A 16845-nucleotide genomic window follows, 5' to 3' on the forward strand; every position below is an offset into this window, starting at 1 on the left:
TCACCAAAGGGGCCGTGCCGAGGATCCGGCGCGGCCGGAGGTCGAGGTGGCCGTGCGGATGCCGTGCTCGGCGAGCGGGCCGACGGCCAGACCGCGGGCCCGGCAGGTGGTCAGGATCGCGGGCAGCGCGCCCAGCATGGACAACCAGCACTTCGGGGCGGCCCAGTGGTCGCTGTCGTGCAGCAGGATCGTGCCGCCGCCGCCGAGCTTACGCATGATGCTGCGATAGACGGAGTCCGGCGTGCAGGTCCTGGTCCAGTCCCGGCCCCACGTGGTCCACAACACCGGCCGCAGCCCGAGCCGGCGGGCCTCCAGCAGGGCGGCGGCGTTGGCCACCCCGTACGGCGGACGCCACCACCGCGGCCGCACCCCGGTCACCGCGATGATCGCCGCGGTGGCCCGGCTGATGTCGAGCCGGGTGGCGGCCGGGCCCTGCTTCAGCAGCAGCCGGTGCTCATAACCGTGCACGCCGACCTCGTGCCCGGCGTCCGCAACGGCCCGAGCGACCTCGGGCAGTTCCTCGGCCATCCGTCCGAGCAGGAAGAACGTGGCCCGCACACCGGCGCGGTCGAGCAGGTCCAGCAGCTCGGGAGTGGCGTCGGGGTGCGGGCCGTCGTCGAAGGTCAGTGCGACGTGCCGGGGGTGGCCGATGCCGGCCAGATATGGGAGAAGCTGCCGGCGCAGTGGGCCGATCGCGGCGACTGCGGGGAACGGATGACCGACTGCCGCTATGACAGTCCGAGCCGGGTTCATCGCGCCACCGACCGCAGGATGAGCTCGGTGGCCTCGGCCGCATCGGCCCCTGGGCGGATGCCGGTCGTTGACGGCGCGGTCGTCCGCATGGCCGCGTGCAGGGCGGGGCCGAGCTCAGCGACGGTGCGCGGCCAGGCCGCCAATCCCAAGCGCTCGAGTGCGGCGGCGTTGGCGACCCCGTGCCCCGGCAGGCACCGGTAGCTGATCACCGGAACGTGGCTGACGAGGGCCTCCATCGCGGTCAGTCCGCCGGCGTTGGTGACCACGACGTCGGCGGCGTGCAGCAGCGAGGGCATGTCGTCCACCCAGCCGAAGGCGATCACCTTGCCGGTGACGGCCAGTCGCTCGCGCAGCGCGTGGTTGTGCCCGCAGACCACCAGGGGGATCGCCTCGGAGGCGCTGATCAGGTCGTGGACGGTCGTGTCGATGTCGCCGACGCCCCCGGATCCGGCCACCACCAGCGCCAGCCGAGCGTCCAGCGGCAGGCCGAGCCGCTGCCGCGCGGCGACTACGTCTTCCGGCCCGGCGCTGGGCCGGAAGGCCGGATCGACCAGCGGGGCATGGGTGATCGCGGGTAAGCCGTATCGCTCGTGGATCACGATGGTGGCGTCCTCGTTCGGGGCCAGATGCTGGCCGAGACGACCAGGACGGGGGAAGGGCTGTTCATGGCCCAGAGGCTGAGGATCGCGCGCTGAAGAATCCCTGAACGCTACGGCCGTCACCCGCCGTCGGCCGCCAGCCGGTATCCCGCTCCCCGCACCGTTTCGATCGACGCGCGCTCGAACGGGTGATCGATCTTCTTGCGCAGGTAGCCGATGTAGACCTCGACGATGTTCGGGTCGCCGGCGAAGTGCGCGTCCCAGACGTTCTCCAGAATCGCCCGCTTGGTCATGGCCTCCCCGCGGTGGCGCATCAGGAACTCCAGCATCGCGAACTCGCGCGGGGTCACCGCAATCGGCTCCTCGTCGCGGAACACCCGCCGCTCGGCCGGATTCAGCGACAGGTCGCCGGCGGCCAGCACGGCCGGCCGCTCGGGCGCGCCGCGCCGGATCAGCGCGCGCAGCCGGGCGATCAGCACCACGAACGAGAACGGCTTGGTCAGGTAGTCGTCGGCGCCCAGATCGAACGCGTCGGCCTGGTCGTACTCGCCGTCCTTCGCGGTCAGCATCAGGATCGGCGTCCACACCTCCCGCGACCGCAACTGTCGGCACACCTCGTAACCGCTCAGCCCGGGCAGCATGATGTCCAGCACGATCACGTCGTACGCCCCGTGCGGCATCTCGGTGGCCTGCCACAGCCCGTCGACCCCGTCATGCACCACGTCGACGACGAACCCCGCCTCGCTCAGCCCATCCCGCAACGTCTCGGCCAAACTGACCTCGTCCTCCACCACCAGCACTCGCATGCGTCCAGCCTGGCCCCACTCCCCCTGAAAAACCGCTTAAGACCGCCACCTCGGCGACTTCTCCGCCGTTACCGTGACGGCCATGCTGGTCACCCTGCGCCGTCGTCTGAGCGTCCCGTCGCTGCGCCGCCGCCTGGGCGTGCGCCTGCGGTCGGCCCTTGCCGCCGCCGTCGTGGTGGCCATCGCGTCGCTGCTGGCCGGCGGGGTGCTGTTCGTGACCGCGCGCGCCATCCTGCTGGACAACATCAACACCGCCGCCAACGACAAAGCCGCCCAGATCGCCGCCGCGCTCACGTCCGGGTCCGACCTGCCCACCCTGCTGCGCCCCTCGGCCCGGGACCGCACGGTCGTCCAGATACTCGACGCTGCCGGCCGGGTCGAGGCCGCGTCCGACGCCTTGGCCGGCGAGACCGCAATCTCCGCACTCCGCCCGGGCCCCGGCGAACGGATCAAGGAGCAACGGCATCTCCCCGGCGTCCATGAGGAACCGTTCTGGATCGTCGCGCAGGGAGTGAGCACGCCGGTCGGCAACCGCACGGTACTAGTCGCCGAGTCCCTGGACACCGTCGGCGACGGCAGCGACGCGGTGATCGTTGCGTTGCTGCTGGGCTTGCCGTTGCTCGCGTTGACGGTCGGCGTCGCCACGTTCCTGTTCGTCGGGCGCACCCTGCGGCCGGTCGAGGCGATGCGCCTGCAGGCCGCCACGATCACCGCCCACAACCTGCACGAACGGCTGCCGGTCCCGGCCACCGACGACGAGATCGCCGCGCTCGCCTCGACGATGAACACCATGCTCGACCGGATCGAGGCCTCGTCCGCCGCCCAGCGCCGGTTCGTCGGCGACGCCAGCCACGAACTGCGCAGCCCGCTCGCCACCGTGCAAGCCAACGCCGACCTGCTCGAGACCGCCGGCCTGCCGGCCACCGCCGCGCGATCGGTCGGCCGGATCCGCACCGAGAGCACCCGGATGGCCCGCCTGGTCGAGGACCTGCTGCTGCTCGCCCGCGCCGACAACGACCAACTGCGGACCCGTAGGCAAGATGTCGACCTCGACGACCTGGTCTACACCGAGCGCGAACGCCTGGCCGAGCTCCACCCGAACCTGAACGTGCGGGCCATCTTCGACCCGGTCCGCGTCGAGGGCGACCCGGATGCCCTGCTTCGCGTCGTCCGCAACGTGATCGACAACGCGATCCGGCACGCCCACACCAAGATCACCATCAGCGTCGCCGGCCGGGACCGGATGGCCGAGATCGTGATCGGCAACGACGGCCCGCCCATTCCGCCGTCCGACCGAGAGCGCATCTTCGACCGATTCGTCCGGCTCGACGGCAGCCGGTCACGCATGGACGGCGGCAGCGGACTGGGCCTCGCAATCGCCCGCGACATCGTGAGCGCGCACGGCGGCACGCTGACCGCCGACGACCTCGACCAGGGCGCTGCCATGCGGATCCGGCTGCCGCTGCCGACGACGTTCAACGATTCTTCAGCCGCCGAACCCTACGTTTCGCGTTATGAGTCTTCTTGATCCGCAACATCTGATCTCGGCGTTCGGCCTGTTGGGTATCCTCGCCATCGTCTTCGCCGAGTCCGGGCTGCTGATCGGGTTCTTCCTACCTGGCGACTCGCTGCTGTTCACCGCCGGGCTGCTGGTGGCCGGCGGCACCTACCTGCATGTACCGCTGTGGCTGCTGTGCCTGCTGGCTGCGGGCGCCGCGGTCGCCGGTGACCAGGCCGGCTACGCCTTCGGCCGCCGCTTCGGCCCCGGCCTGTTCCGCCGGCCCGACTCCCGGCTGTTCAAGCAGGAGAACCTCGTCCGGGCGCACGGCTTCTTCTACAAGTACGGCGCTCGCTCGCTGATCCTGGCCCGGTTCGTGCCGGTCGTGCGCACCTTCACCCCGATCGTCGCCGGCGCGGTCCGCATGCACTACCGCACCTTCGTGCTCTACAACGTCATCGGCGGAGCGCTGTGGGCCACCGGCGTGACAACCCTGGGCTACTTCCTCGGCCAGGTGGCCTTCGTCCGCGACCACATCGAGCTGATTCTGATCGGCATCGTCGCCGTCTCGGTCGTGCCGATCGCGATCGAATTGCTGCGGGCCCGCGGACGCTCCCGCGAGACGAGCGCCTCGCGTTTCTAAGCCGCGTCGGCGCTCAGCACGTCGGCCACCGGCCGGCGCGCACCGACGCCCGCAGGTATCGCCGTGCAGACCACCACCGCGAGAATCGCCCCAACCAGGACCGCGGCCAAGCCAGCTAACGACGGCATCGTCAGCGAGGTCTGCGTGACCAGGCGGTAGACGATCAGGCCGGCCGGCAGGCCGAGCAGCGCACCGACCGCGGCCGGCACCACCTGGGCGGCCGCCAGGCCACCGGTCACCTGGCTCGGGGTGGCGCCGAAGGCGCGGGCCAACGCCGACGCGTGCCGGGCATCGGCGACCGTGGCCCAGGTCAGGAACACCGTGTTGGCCGCGGCCAGCACCAGCAGCATCACCGTGATCATGGTGGTGACCTGGGTCAGCCGCTCGGTGCGCAGGTTGTGCAGCCCGCCGGTGCCCCGGCCGGAGACCGCGTCGCTCGTCAGAATGGTGACCAGACCGGTGACGGTGACCGCGGTGCTGAGCACCGCCAGCGCGGCCCGGCCCGGCCGGCGGCCGATCAGGCGCAGCCCGAGCAGCAGCGGAACCGGCAGCGAGGCGGACAGCGCGATCAGCCGGCCGTGCCGGCGCGGCGTGCGGGCCGGCGCCTCGAGCGCGGTGATCGTGGCGGACCGGGCGGCCCGCAAGGCCGGCAGCAGCGTGGCGGCCAGGGCCACCAGCAGGGCGGCGGTGACCACCACGGCGACGGTCGTACCGGTCAGCGACGCCGGGCCGGGTGAGCCGAGCAGCCCGGCGCTCGGGGCGGTGAACCGGCCGGCCAGGACGCGGCCCACGCCGAGCCCGGCTGCCGCGGCGAGCACGGCCAGGGCGAGATGTTCGACGAGCAGCACGAGGGCGATCAGGCCGGGAGTGCCGCCGACCGCCTTGAGCAGGCCGACCCGCCGGGTCTGCTCGAGGGTGCGGCGCCCGGCCAGCACGGTCAGGCCGGCGATCGCGAGCAGGGCGAGCAGGACCGCGCCCACCTGCAACGCGGCCTGTGCGGAGCGGGTCACGCCGGCGTCGGCGTCGCGGATCTGCTGCCAGGACAGCAGGAACGGTCCGCTCGCGCCGGGATCGCGGCCGGGCAGCGTGCCGTGCGTCGCGGCGAAGGCCGGCGCCGCGGACGGGTCAGCCAGCCGCAGGTCGAGCAGGTAGACCACGGCCGGGGTGGTGCGCTCCTGCACCGTCGCCAGATCGGCCGGGGTCAACCAGACCAGGCCGATGTCGAACGCGTTCGGACCGGGCGCGACCCCGGCGAAGCACAGCAGGTGACACAGGCTGCTCGGGTACGCCGGCAGAGCCGCGCTCACCGCCGTACCGCCGATGTGGAAGGACCGGCCGCCAAGGGTGACCTGATCGCCCACCCGGGCGCCGAGAGCGTCGGCGAAGCCGCGCTCGAGCACCACAGAACCGGCGCCGACCCAGGCGCCCGAGGTCAGCCTCGGCTGATCCACCGGATCACCGGCCGGCGATCGGCCCAGCGCCTGCACGGTGGCGGTACGCCCGCCCATCGCCAACGTGGTGTGCGCCAGCGGCATCAGCGCACCATGGGCGCTGACACCCGGCAGGTGCGTGACCGCATCGACATCGGCGGTCTTGGGCGGTGTGCCGTCCTCGCTCAGAAAGCCTGCCACCGCGTCCGGCCCGGCGGTTGCCGCCCGCGTCTGCTCGTAGGGATGATCGGTCACGCCGTGCAGGGCGAGCCCGATCGTCAGCGTCGTGGTCGCCGCCGCCATCACCAGCACCGCGAGGATCGCCTCCACCGGACGGCGGCGCAGATCGCGCCAGGCGAGCCGGAGCACGAGCAGATATCGGCCCATCACGCCGCCACCTCGGCGAGCAGGGTCTGGTCGACCAGGGCGCCGTCGCGCATCGACAGCAACCGGTTGGCGGTGGCCGCGATCCGCGCGTCGTGCGTGACGATGATCAAGGTCTGCCCGGCCGCACGCAGCCGGTCGAACAGCCGCAGCACCTCCGAGGTCGCGGCGCTGTCGAGATTGCCGGTCGGCTCGTCGGCCAGCACCACCAGCGGCTCGGTGACCAAGGCCCGGGCGATCGCGACCCGTTGCCGCTGCCCGCCGGACAGCGCCGACGGCAGATGACCGGTCCGATCGGCCAGGCCCACGCGGTCGAGCAGTTCCAGCGCCGCGCCGCGGGCCGCTCGCGGTGAGCGACCCGCCAGCAGAGCGGGCACCTCGACGTTCTCGACCGCGGTCAGCTCGGGCATCAGGTGGAACGCCTGGAACACGAAACCGATCCGATCACGCCGGAGCCGGGCCAGCGCCCGCTCGCTCATCTCGTCGACGCGCCGACCATCCAGGACGACTTCCCCGCCGGTCGGCCGCTGCAACCCGCCGAGCAGGTGCAGCAGGGTGGATTTGCCGCAGCCGCTCGGGCCCATCACCGCGACCGTCTCGCCCGCGGCGACCTCGAAGTCGATGTCGTCGACCGCGCGGACCCGGCCGGCGCCCTTGCCGAATTCCTTGCGCACCCGCCGGGTACGCAGCACCACGTCACTCATGACTTGTCCCTCTGTGTCGTCCAGGCTTGTTCACACGCGTCCAGCCACTTCAGATCTGCTTCCAACCGCAGCACCTGGCCCTCGAGCACGAGTTCGGCCGGCGAACCGGGCGCCTCGGCCAGGGCGGCCCGTTGCGCGTCGCGCAGCAGGCGCAGCAACTCCCGCCGCTGGGCGTCGATCAGCGCGATCGGGTCGGCCAGCCGCGCCGTGGCGGCAGCGGTCAGCTTGAGGTGGAAATCCGTGGGAGCCGGTCGTGGCCAGGCCACCTCGGTCAGCCACTCGGCAACCCGATGCTGACCCGCAGAGGTCAGGGCGTACACCTTGCGGTCGCGGCCCTCGCCGTCACCCGCTGGTTCCCAGGTGACCAGGCCGGCCTTTTCCAACCGGGTCAGGGTCACATAGATCTGCCCGTCGTTGAGCGACTCACCGAGCGGGCCGAGCGCGTCGCGCAGCCGAGCGCGCAGCTGATAGCCGTGCGACGGCTCCTTGGCCAGCAGGGCCAGCACCACGTCCTGCATCGCACCGAACCTCCACCGATAACCGTTACCTGTCAGATAACCGTTAGCGGTGCGGCACCGTCAATCAGGGTCATCCCCGAGGGGCTCACTAGGGGTCACCGGCGACAGCCGGTCCAGCAGCAAACCGGTCGCGGGGACGATGATCAGGACGAACAGCCAGGCGCCGAGCACGTCGGTCGGCCAGTGCACCGCGAGCACGACCCGGCTGAGGCCGACCGCAACAGCCCAGGACCCGGCGACGACGTACAGCAGCACGCGGCTCCACCCGCGGCGCAGCAGTGGGCGGCAGACCACGACCAGGACCAGGGCCGCCGCCGCGGACGCGGTGCTGTGGCCGGAGGGGAAGGAGAAACTCGCAACCGCCACCAACGGCTCGGTCGGCCGGGTTCGCGCGATAAGCGTCACCACGATCAGCCGGATCGCAACCGTAGTGATCATGGCGACGGCCACGAAGACCGCCTGCCGCCACCGCCTGAACGCCAGCAGGATCACGCAGCCCAGCGCCGCGAGCGGGCCGAGAACGCGAGTGCTGCCGGTAAACGTGACGGCGGACATCGCGGCCCGCAGGAGCGGATGCGCCAGCGCCGCCGAGCGCGCGGTACGGCTCACCCGCTCGTCGAAATCCAGCAGCGGATCGACGTGGCCGAGGACGAGTGCTGCTAGCAGGACGAACCCCGCCGCCGCGGCGCCGACCAGCCACCACCGCGACACGCGGCGCCCGACGGTGACAGCCATCCTCCGAGCCTATCTCCTACATCTTGTAGGAGATAAATCGTCAATGAGCCCGACACCGGATCACCGAACGATAGTCTGGGGGCGGAGGTCAGCGACGGTGACAACGAAAGACAGCCGACGACCGCCCGGCACGCTCGAGGCGGCAGTCATGGGCGTCCTATGGACGGCAGACGACCCGATGACAGCGGCGGAAGTACACCAGGCGCTCGGCGGTGACCTGGCCTACAACACCGTGCAGACCGTGCTCTTCCGCCTGCACGACAAGAAATCCGTCGAGCGGCACCGCGCCGGCCGCGGGCACGCCTACTGGCCCGCCCGGGACGCCGCCGCCGCGGCCGCGTCCCAGATGAAGGAGACGCTCGCGGATCGCCCGGACCGGCACACCGTGCTCCAACTGTTCGCGGAATCTCTCGACCGGTCCGACGCGGAGCTGCTTAGCCGGCTGCTGGCCGGCGCCGAACGGCGGCGCCGGCCATGACGATCAGCGTCTACCTGCCGCTGATCCTGGCGCTGCCGCTGGCCGTCGCCGCCCGCCGCATCGCTGCCCGCGGCGCGCCCGGGCCGGCGGCCTGGACCCTCACCGCCACCGCGGTGCTCGCCGCGGCCGCGTCGACCTGGTCGCTGGTCATGCTCGCGCTGACCATGCTGGACGACCTGCCACCGCTGGCCGCCCTCGACGATCATCCGACGCTGGAACTGCCCGAGCCGGTGCCGGGCGCGGTCGCCCTGCTCGCCGGGCTCCTGCTGATCTGCGGGACTCTGCGGCTGGCCGCAGACGTGCACCGCCGGGTCGGCACCAACCGGCGGCTGCGCGCCATCGGCGAACCCATCCACGACCTGGTCATCGCCGACTGGTCGGCGCCGATGGCCGTCGCGGTCCCCGGAACGGCGCGCAGCCCCGGCCATCTGCTGGTCACCACCGGCATTCTGCGGCTGCTGAGCACGGACGAGCGCCAGGTGGTCTTCGCGCACGAGCGGGCCCACCTCGCCCACCGCCACCACCGGCTCACCGCCGCCGCGGCAGCGGCCGCCGCGCTGAACCCGCTGCTGATCCCGGTCCGCACGGCCGTCGAATTCCTGGTCGAACGGTGGGCCGACGAGGACGCGGCCGCCGATGTCGGCGATCGTGACCTGACCGCCCAGGCGGTGGCCCGAGCCACCCTCGCCGCGTCCGGTTCCGGAGCCGGCCCGGTGCTCAGCATCGGCGGCAGCGCGGCGGTCCAGCGCGTGCAAGCACTGATTCGACCAACTCCCGCCCCGCTGCGGCGGCGTCTCGCCGGGCCGGCGCTGCTCGCCGCAACCATCGTCGCCGTCGCCGCAGCGGCCACCGAGGCGTTCGTCGATCTCGCCCGGGCGTGGCTCTAGCGCGGCTCGTTTCCCCCCGATCGAGCGCGCTGTCGGCTGCGCAGGAACTCGACGCCGATCGGGATCACCGACAGCACGACGATGCCGACGAGGATGAACTCGATATTGTTCTTCACGAAGGCGACCTGGCCGAGGAAATAGCCGAGTACCGTCACGCCTGTGGCCCAGAGCGCACCGCCGACGACGTTGTAGGCGAGAAACGTCCGGTAGTGCATGCGGCTCGCGCCGGCCACGATCGGGGTGAAGGTACGCACGATCGGCACGAACCGGGCGAGCACGATCGAGCGGGCGCCGTACTTGGCGAAGAAGGCCCCGCCGCGGGCCAGATTCTCCTGCTTGAACAGCCGCGAGTCGGGCCGCCGGAACAGCCCCGGGCCGAACCGGTGCCCGAACCAGTACCCGAACTGGTCGCCGGCCACCGCCGCGACGGACACCAGCGCGCACATCAGCCACAGCGGCACGTGCAGATACCGCCCGTCGGCGACCAGCAGGCCGGCGGTGAACAGCAGCGAGTCGCCGGGCAGGAAGAACCCGATCAGCAGCCCGGACTCGGCGAAGACGATGGCCAGAATGCCGATCAGTCCGAAGGTGGAGATCAGCCATTGCGGGTCGAGAAACGATGGGCCCAGCGCTGACGTCATGAATTTCGGGTCCCTCTCCATCGGCTCCGCGTCGTTCGTGGCGATGCCCGGACCCGCCAACCGTAAACCTACAACTTGTAGGAGATGCTGAAGATTCGCTGAATCGCTGAGCTGGGAACCGCCGGCCCACCGGGGTTACCGTGCGTACATGAGCGATCTGCTCGTGAACGGCTTGACCATCCCGTCCAAGGTTCTGGTCGTCGAGGACGATCAAGGAGTCGGTTCGGGTCTGGCCGGTGTCCTCGCCGCGGACGGTCACGAGGTCCGCTGGGCGCGTACGGCGGCCGACGCTCTCCGGTTGATCGCCGATCGGGTGCCCGATCTGATCATCCTGGATCTGGGGCTACCCGACGCCGACGGCCTCGAGCTGTGCACGGCGATCCGCGAGCAGCACGCGGAGGTCGTCGTGGTGGTGGTGACCGCCCGGACGGACGAGACCGACGCGGTGTGCGCGCTCGACGGCGGCGCCGACGACTTCGTCACGAAGCCGTTCCGTCCGGCGGAGCTGCGGGCGCGGTTACGCGCCCATCTGCGGCGCCGCGGCGAGACCGGGCCGCCGGAGCTGCGGGCCGGCCCGGTCCGGCTGGATCAGGGGGCACGACGGGCCTGGGTCGGCGAGCAGGAGGTCGCCCTGCGGCCGAAGGAACACGAGCTGCTGGCCGTCCTGGTCGCCGCGGCCGGCGAAGCGGTACGCCGCGAGCACCTGATGGATGTCGTGTGGGACATGCACTGGGCGGGCTCGACGAAGACGCTGGATGTGCACGTGGCCAGCGTCCGCCGCAAGCTGGCCGAGGCCGGCGACCGATGGGACCGGATCGCCACCCTGCGCGGCTATGGCTACCGCTTCGAGCCGGACTGAACGAGGTCCTCCGGCGAGGGAGCTTCGGGCACCAGCAAGGCCACCCGCGGCTGAGGTGTACGACGTCGGATCAGCAACGACCCGCCGGCGCGCTCGATGAGGCCCGTCGCGAGTGTCAGCCCTGTTCCGAAGGCCGCATTGTCGGCGAACCCGTTTCCTTCGTCGGCGACCTCGATGACCACGCTGTCGCCGTAGGGCTCAACCGTCACGGTGACGGTCCCGCGGCCGTGGCGTAGTGCGTTGTCGACGAGCACGTCGAGGCTCTGCCGCAAGGCCGGCCCGCTGATCGCCACGGGCCGATCGCTGTCGCTGCGCAGGATCACGCGCCGGGTGGCGGTACTCCACCGCCGGACCGCCGCCTCGGCGATCAGGACAGGGTCCGCGGTGCCGCGCCCGGTGCGCCGTCGCAGCAGCACCAGATCCGCGATCGTGGTCTCGAGGTCCCGGGCCCGGGCGACGGCGGTGGGCACATCCGGCACCGGCTGTTCCAGGGCGAGCAGAACTGCGGCGAGCGGCGTCCTCAGCTGATGAGAAGCATCCCGGACGAAATTGCGCTCGTCTCGCAGCAGCTCCTCGATCTGCCGGGCGCTGTCGCGCAGCGCATCGCCGGCCGCGTCGGCCTCGGTGACGCCGCAATGCGGCAGGTGCACGTCGTACTGCCCGTCGCCCAAGCTCCGCGCGGCTACCGTCAGATTCTCGAAGGGCCGGGCGATGCGGATCGCCGATCGCCATGCGAGCAGGACCGCCACGGCGATCACCAGCAACGCCAGCGCCGCGAGCAGCCCCCAGATCCGATAACTCTGCGCTCGCAGCCGCCCCAGCGGAACGGCGGCCCGGACGCTGCCGGCGATCGTCGTGTCGGACAGCACCGGCACCACGACAGCGAGGTCCGCCCCGTCATGACCGTCGTGTTCATGCCCGTCGACAGCCCGGCCGGCCAGCGCCGACCGCAGCGGGCCGGCACCGGCGACCCGGGTCCCTTGCGCGTCGTACACCGCGATCAGGAAATCGTTGGTCCCGGCCGGTACCCGCACCGGCGTACCGGCCTCGAGGATGTTGTCCGGCACCGCCGCCACGCCCCTGGTCGCGTCGCGCTGCAGTCCGGTCAGGGCCTGGCTGGTGACCAATCGATCCAGCACCACCGCCAGCGGCACCCCGAACAGAAGCAGCGCCAGCGTCACGACCAGCACGATCGCGTTGTGCACCCGCGACCGTGTGCTGCGAATTCGCGCTCGGCTCATGCTTTGGACTGTAGGGCGGGCAAAGGCAAAGTGGGCCTTTACCTTTCGTTGTCCGGGCGATGGCCGACCCCCGCCTAGCGTCGCCGGCATGAGACGAGCAAATCCGTATACCGTGTCGGGCGTGCTGGTCGTGCTGGTGGCCGGGTGCAGCTCCGGCAGCCCCGCCGCCAGCACTCCGACAGCCACCATCCCCACGGCGATCGCCTCCGCGGCGCCGGCCAGCGCCGGGCCGAGCGCCGGGCCGAGCGCCGCCCCGCAATCCGCGGTCGCGGCCGAGAGCAACCCGCCCGGCGACATCCCGGACAACATCGCGTTCGTCGCCTACACGAACGCCGCCGGGCGATACCGGTTCACCCACCCCGAGGGCTGGGCCGAGAAGACTCACGGCTCCACCGTCACCTTCACCGACAAGCTCAACGGCGTCCAGGCCACCGTCGGCACGGCCACCACCGCGCCGACCACCACCACCGCCAAACAGCAGGACGTCCCCGAACTGGCGCGCAACCAGGCCGCGTTCGAGCTGCGCGGCATCACCGACGCGAGCGTGCCGGCCGGCCACGGCGTGCGCATCGTCTACCGCCGCAACTCGGCGCCCGACCAGGTCACCGGCCGGCAGTACCGCGACGAGGTGGAACGCTACGAACTGGTGGCGAACGGCCGTGAGGTCATCGTCGAGTTGTTCGGCCCGGTCGGCGCCGACAACGTCGACGCGTACCACACCATGATCACCAGCCTGAAGATCCTATGACGCCGCTGGAAGCCCGCGGCCTGCACCGCTTCTACCGGCGCGGCGACACCGAGATCCCGGCCCTGAAAGATGTCTCGGTCGTCTGCGCGACCGGCGAAACCGTCGCCGTTACCGGGCCCTCCGGCTCCGGCAAGTCGACACTGCTGAGCCTGCTGGCCGGCCTCGATGATCCGGACGGAGGCGCCGTGCACGTGGCCGGTCAGCGGCTGAGTCATCGCAGCCCGGCGGCCGCGGCCCGGATCCGTGCCGAACACATCGGCATCCTCACCCAGAGCAGCGGCCTGTTCGGCCACCTCAGCGTGCGGGAGAACATCCAACTGGCCGCGTCGCTCGGCCGGGCGGGCGGGCCGAGCCCGGCCGAGCTCATCGACGGGCTCGGCCTTACGGCGGTCCGCGCCAGCCTTCCTCGCACCTTGTCAGGAGGCGAGACCGCCCGGGCCGGCCTCGCGGTGGCGCTCGCCGGCTCGCCGACCGTGCTGCTCGCCGACGAACCCACGGCCGAGGTCAGCCGCGACGAGGAAAGCACCATCCTCGGCCTGATCGACGCCTGGCGCCCCCACGACGGCGCGACCGTCATCGTCACCCACTCCCCGGCGGTCGCGGCCCACGCCGACCGGGTTCTGCATCTGGCCGACGGGAGGCTGACGTGATCCTGGCCGCCACGAACGTCTCGGTCAGCCTGGGCGGCCGAGTCCTGCTCGATTCCGTGTCCCTGAAGCTTGCGGCCGGCGATCAATGCGCGGTGACCGGCCGATCGGGCTCCGGCAAGACCACCCTGCTGCTCGTCCTCGCCGGACTGATCATCCCGACGACCGGATCGATCGACCTGCGCCTGAAGCCCGCGGAGGTCGTCTACGTGCCCCAGGCCCCGTCGCTCGTGCCCGAGCTGACCGCCCTCCAGAACGCCACCCTCGGCCTCCGGATCCGCGGCATCGCGCCCGCCGACGCCAACGAACGGGCCCGGGTTCACCTGGCCTCACTCGGCCTCGACGACATCGACGACGCGCTGCCCGCCGAACTCTCCGGCGGCATGCAGCAACGGGTCGCGATCGCCCGCGCGCTGGCGGTCGAGCCGCGCCTACTGCTGGCCGACGAACCCACGGCGGCCCTGGACCTGGCCACCGGCGTTCAAACGATCAACACCCTTTCCGCGTACGCGTCGAGCACGGCAACCGCACTCGTCGTCGCGACGCACGACCCGAATGTCGCCAGCCGCTTTCCGGCCCAGGTCGCGATCGCCGGACGGGCCGACCAGGAGCTTGCCCGATGAACCTTCGATACGTGCTGCAATCCCTGCGGCGGCGCCCGGCCGAGACGATCGCGGCCGCGGTGTCCGTAGCGCTGACGGTCGCGTTTCTGATCCTGCTCGGATCGTTCACCGCCCAGACGGGGGCGCGGCTGACGCTGCGGGCCGCTGCTCGGGTTCCGGTCGACTGGCAGGTCCAGGTCACACCGGGCAGCGATCCCGCGGTTACGGCAACGGCCCTGCGCGACATCCCGGGGCTGCTCCGCTTCCGTGCCGTCGACTACGCCAAGGTGCCGGGCCTGAGCTCGGTCTCCGCCGATGGCGGGACCCGCACGACCGGCGCGGCCTATGTCGTGTCCGTCCCCGACGACTACCGATCCTTCGCCCCCGGCGAGATCCGCTTGCTCGTCGGCGCCGCCGATGGCGTGATCCTGCAGCAGCAGACAGCGTCGAATCTGAGCGCCGCACCCGGCACGACCGTGACCGTCTTGGGCGCCCGGCGGACCGCGCAGGTCACCGGCGTGGCCGACCTGCCCAACGCCGATTCGTTCTTCCAGGTCGTCGGCGCACCGCCGGGGTCCGGCGCCAGCGCCCCACCGGACAACGTGCTGCTGGTCAGCCCGGCCCGGTTCACCACACTGACCGCCGGCGCCACGGTGGTGCACCAATTCCACCTCCGGCTCGAACGCGCGAGCCTGCCCACCGACCCGGCGAAGGCCGCCGATGAGGTCACCCGCCGGGCCAACCACCTCGTCGCGGCGGTGGCCGGTGGCGCCCTGATCGGCGACAACCTCGGCACCTCCTTGTCGGCCGCCCGCGAGGATGCCATCTACGCCCGGCTGCTGGTTCTGCTGCTCGGCGTGCCCGGTCTGCTGCTGGCCGGGGTGGTCACCGCGCTGGTCGTCTCGCTGCGCAACGACCGGCAGCGCCGGGACCTCGCGCTGCTGCGCCTCCGCGGCGTCAGCCCCCGGCGGGCGGCGATCCTGATCGGCGGCACCGCACTGCTCGACGGGCTGATCGGCGCGGCCGTCGGGGTCGGCGTCGCCTTGCTGGCGCCCCGCTTCGGGCCGTACGGCGATCCCTCGACGACCTGGCTCATCGCCGGAGCACTGACCGGCGTACTGCTGGCGCTGGCCACCGAGCTCACGCCGCTCGCTCGGACGCTGCGCGGCTCCGCACCGACAGTACAGGCGGGCGTGAATCCGCTTCCGCCGACCCGAACGCCGCTCGCGCTGCGCCTCGGCCTCGACGTGGTGCTGCTGACCGGCTCCGCGATCGTGTTCTGGCTGACCGCGCGCGGCGGCTACCAGGTAGTGGTCGTTCCCGAAGGCGTACCGGTCGCGTCGGTGAACTACGCCGCCCTGCTGGCCCCGGCCCTGGCCTGGCCCGGCATGGCATTGCTGATCTGGCGAGTGACCGTGCTGGCCCTCAACCGGGCCGCCCGCACGCCCGACGCCGACCGCAGCGGGAGCATGCCCGACCTGCGCCACGACGTCGTCCGCCGCCGCCGGATCCCGATAGCCCGCGGCGTCACAGGACTCGCGATCGCCGTCGCCGTCACCGTATCGGCGGCGGTGTTCACCCACACCTACGACCAGCAGGCACGCCTCGACACCGCGCTCACCGTCGGGTCGGACGTCGCGGTCACCCTCCCCCCGGACAGCACAACCGGCCTCGATCCGGCGATCGCCGCCGTCCCCGGCGCCGCCGCCGTCGAGCAGGTCAGCCACCGGCTCGTCTACGTCGGACCGGACCTGCAGGACCTGTACGGCATCGACGCCGCCACCATCGGCCGCGCCGCTCCCCTGCAGGACGCGTTCACGCCCGGCAGCTCGATCAAGACAGCGCTCGGCCGGCTCGCCGCCACACCCGACGGCGCCCTGCTCTCCCAGGAGACGCTGCACGACTACCAGCTGCGCACCGGCGACACAGTGCAGCTGCGCCTCAAGGACACCGGCGGCGCCTACCGCACCGTGCGCTTCCACGTCGTCGGCGTGATCACCGAGTTCGCCACCGCGCCGCGGGACAGCTTCGTGCTGGCCAACCGGTCGTACATAGCCTCCGCCACCGGGCTCTCGGCCGTGCAGACCCTGCTGGTGCGCACCGACCGGCCGGCCTCGGTGGCGGCGGCCATCCATGCCCCAGCGGCGGCGCTGGTCAACGACATCACCGCTCCCCGGGTCGCGGTGCCCTCGGCATCCGGGCTCGCGGCCGGCAGCCTGTCCGGCCTCTCCCGGCTGACGCTGGCCTTCGGGATTCTGCTCGCCGCCGCCAGCGCCGGCCTGGTGCTGGTGGTCGGCGCCACCCAACGGCGGCGCTCGACCACCGCGCTCGCGATCCTGGACGCCTCCCCCCGGCAGCGGTCCGGATTCCTCTGGACCGAGGCACGGGCGCTAACCATTGCCGGCGCGATCGGTGGACTGGCCGCGGCGACGGTGATCGCCGCCGAGCTGATCAAGGTGTTGAACGGCATCTTCGACCCGCCGCCGCAGCACCCGGCGGTGCCGTGGCTGTTCGTCGGCGCAGTCCTGGCCGCCGCGATCGCGAGCGCGGCGCTGGCGACGACGCTGGCAACCCGCTGGGCCGGCCGAGTCGACCCGTCCCGGCTGCGGGATCTGTGACCGTCGACCACCTGGCTTGACAAGCTCCTACACCGCGTAGGAGCTTGTCCAGGT

Annotated in this window: 18 protein-coding genes; 9 read left to right on the forward strand and 9 right to left on the reverse strand. The window is 71.9% G+C overall.

Translation table 11 applies throughout. The features are described from left to right. The 3 genes from IH26_RS0139710 to IH26_RS0139725 form a co-directional block, all read right to left on the reverse strand. Positions 1–753, reverse strand: a complete 753-nt coding sequence (locus IH26_RS0139710) for a polysaccharide deacetylase family protein (RefSeq protein ID WP_030441455.1) — start codon at positions 751–753, stop codon at positions 1–3. Next, positions 750–1352: a glycosyltransferase gene (locus IH26_RS0139715; protein WP_051809343.1), complete on the reverse strand. Its 603-nt coding sequence runs from the start codon at positions 1350–1352 to the stop codon at positions 750–752. Before IH26_RS0139715 ends, IH26_RS0139710 begins: the two co-directional genes overlap by 4 nt. Positions 1353–1471: 119 nt before the next feature. Continuing rightward, the gene (locus IH26_RS0139725) at positions 1472–2158 is read right to left on the reverse strand and encodes a response regulator transcription factor (RefSeq protein ID WP_030441457.1); all 687 of its coding nucleotides are present in this window, start codon (positions 2156–2158) and stop codon (positions 1472–1474) included. A gap of 82 nt (positions 2159–2240) precedes the next feature. Between IH26_RS0139725 and IH26_RS0139730 the strand changes: the two genes are divergently transcribed. After that, positions 2241–3686, forward strand: a complete 1446-nt coding sequence (locus IH26_RS0139730) for a sensor histidine kinase (protein WP_030441458.1) — start codon at positions 2241–2243, stop codon at positions 3684–3686. Then, positions 3673–4299, forward strand: coding sequence for a DedA family protein (locus IH26_RS0139735; protein WP_034216959.1), 627 nt, complete (start codon positions 3673–3675; stop codon positions 4297–4299). The genes IH26_RS0139730 and IH26_RS0139735 overlap by 14 nt, the downstream gene beginning before the upstream one ends. On the opposite strand, the gene IH26_RS0139740 is transcribed toward IH26_RS0139735, so the two are convergent. Genes IH26_RS0139740 through IH26_RS56555 form a run of 4 tightly spaced genes read right to left on the reverse strand, consistent with a single transcriptional unit; the run spans position 4296 to position 8070 of the window. Continuing rightward, positions 4296–6116 (reverse strand): FtsX-like permease family protein, encoded by a 1821-nt coding sequence (locus IH26_RS0139740; RefSeq protein ID WP_030441460.1) that lies wholly within the window; start codon positions 6114–6116, stop codon positions 4296–4298. The genes IH26_RS0139735 and IH26_RS0139740 overlap by 4 nt on opposite strands. After that, the gene (locus tag IH26_RS0139745; RefSeq protein WP_030441461.1) at positions 6116–6817 is read right to left on the reverse strand and encodes an ABC transporter ATP-binding protein; all 702 of its coding nucleotides are present in this window, start codon (positions 6815–6817) and stop codon (positions 6116–6118) included. The genes IH26_RS0139740 and IH26_RS0139745 overlap by 1 nt, the downstream gene beginning before the upstream one ends. Next, entirely contained in the window at positions 6814–7335 is a 522-nt protein-coding gene (locus tag IH26_RS0139750) for a PadR family transcriptional regulator (RefSeq protein WP_030441462.1), read from the reverse strand. The genes IH26_RS0139745 and IH26_RS0139750 overlap by 4 nt, the downstream gene beginning before the upstream one ends. Positions 7336–7395: 60 nt before the next feature. Beyond that, a complete protein-coding gene (locus IH26_RS56555; RefSeq protein ID WP_051809345.1) occupies positions 7396–8070 on the reverse strand; it encodes a phosphatase PAP2 family protein in 675 nt (224 codons plus the stop codon). Positions 8071–8167: 97 nt separating this feature from the next. Between IH26_RS56555 and IH26_RS0139760 the strand changes: the two genes are divergently transcribed. Both IH26_RS0139760 and IH26_RS0139765 read left to right on the forward strand, forming a co-directional pair. Further along, positions 8168–8548 (forward strand): BlaI/MecI/CopY family transcriptional regulator, encoded by a 381-nt coding sequence (locus IH26_RS0139760; RefSeq protein ID WP_030441464.1) that lies wholly within the window; start codon positions 8168–8170, stop codon positions 8546–8548. Further along, positions 8545–9435 carry a M56 family metallopeptidase gene (locus tag IH26_RS0139765; protein ID WP_030441465.1) on the forward strand — a complete coding sequence of 297 codons (891 nt, stop codon included), beginning with the start codon at positions 8545–8547 and terminating at the stop codon, positions 9433–9435. The genes IH26_RS0139760 and IH26_RS0139765 overlap by 4 nt, the downstream gene beginning before the upstream one ends. Here the strand turns inward: IH26_RS0139765 and IH26_RS0139770 are convergent. Beyond that, positions 9432–10076, reverse strand: a complete 645-nt coding sequence (locus IH26_RS0139770) for a DedA family protein (RefSeq protein ID WP_030441466.1) — start codon at positions 10074–10076, stop codon at positions 9432–9434. The two genes, IH26_RS0139765 and IH26_RS0139770, sit on opposite strands and share 4 nt — an antisense overlap. Positions 10077–10224: 148 nt before the next feature. Between IH26_RS0139770 and IH26_RS0139775 the strand changes: the two genes are divergently transcribed. Beyond that, positions 10225–10935 (forward strand): response regulator transcription factor, encoded by a 711-nt coding sequence (locus tag IH26_RS0139775; RefSeq protein WP_063763808.1) that lies wholly within the window; start codon positions 10225–10227, stop codon positions 10933–10935. Here IH26_RS0139775 and IH26_RS0139780 read toward each other — a convergent pair. Beyond that, entirely contained in the window at positions 10914–12266 is a 1353-nt protein-coding gene (locus IH26_RS0139780) for a sensor histidine kinase (RefSeq protein ID WP_169789884.1), read from the reverse strand. The genes IH26_RS0139775 and IH26_RS0139780 overlap by 22 nt on opposite strands. Here IH26_RS0139780 and IH26_RS61620 point away from each other — a divergent pair. From IH26_RS61620 to IH26_RS0139800, 4 genes are read left to right on the forward strand one after another with little or no spacing between them, the layout of a single operon-like run. Beyond that, a complete protein-coding gene (locus IH26_RS61620; protein ID WP_030441469.1) occupies positions 12265–12924 on the forward strand; it encodes a hypothetical protein in 660 nt (219 codons plus the stop codon). The genes IH26_RS0139780 and IH26_RS61620 overlap by 2 nt on opposite strands. After that, positions 12921–13574: an ABC transporter ATP-binding protein gene (locus tag IH26_RS0139790; RefSeq protein ID WP_030441470.1), complete on the forward strand. Its 654-nt coding sequence runs from the start codon at positions 12921–12923 to the stop codon at positions 13572–13574. Before IH26_RS61620 ends, IH26_RS0139790 begins: the two co-directional genes overlap by 4 nt. Continuing rightward, positions 13571–14194: an ABC transporter ATP-binding protein gene (locus IH26_RS0139795; protein ID WP_051809349.1), complete on the forward strand. Its 624-nt coding sequence runs from the start codon at positions 13571–13573 to the stop codon at positions 14192–14194. The genes IH26_RS0139790 and IH26_RS0139795 overlap by 4 nt, the downstream gene beginning before the upstream one ends. Then, entirely contained in the window at positions 14191–16791 is a 2601-nt protein-coding gene (locus IH26_RS0139800) for an FtsX-like permease family protein (protein ID WP_030441472.1), read from the forward strand. The genes IH26_RS0139795 and IH26_RS0139800 overlap by 4 nt, the downstream gene beginning before the upstream one ends. Positions 16792–16845 lie beyond the last annotated feature (54 nt).

The organism is Actinoplanes subtropicus (assembly GCF_000721705.1).
Lineage (GTDB): Bacteria > Actinomycetota > Actinomycetes > Mycobacteriales > Micromonosporaceae > Actinoplanes > Actinoplanes subtropicus.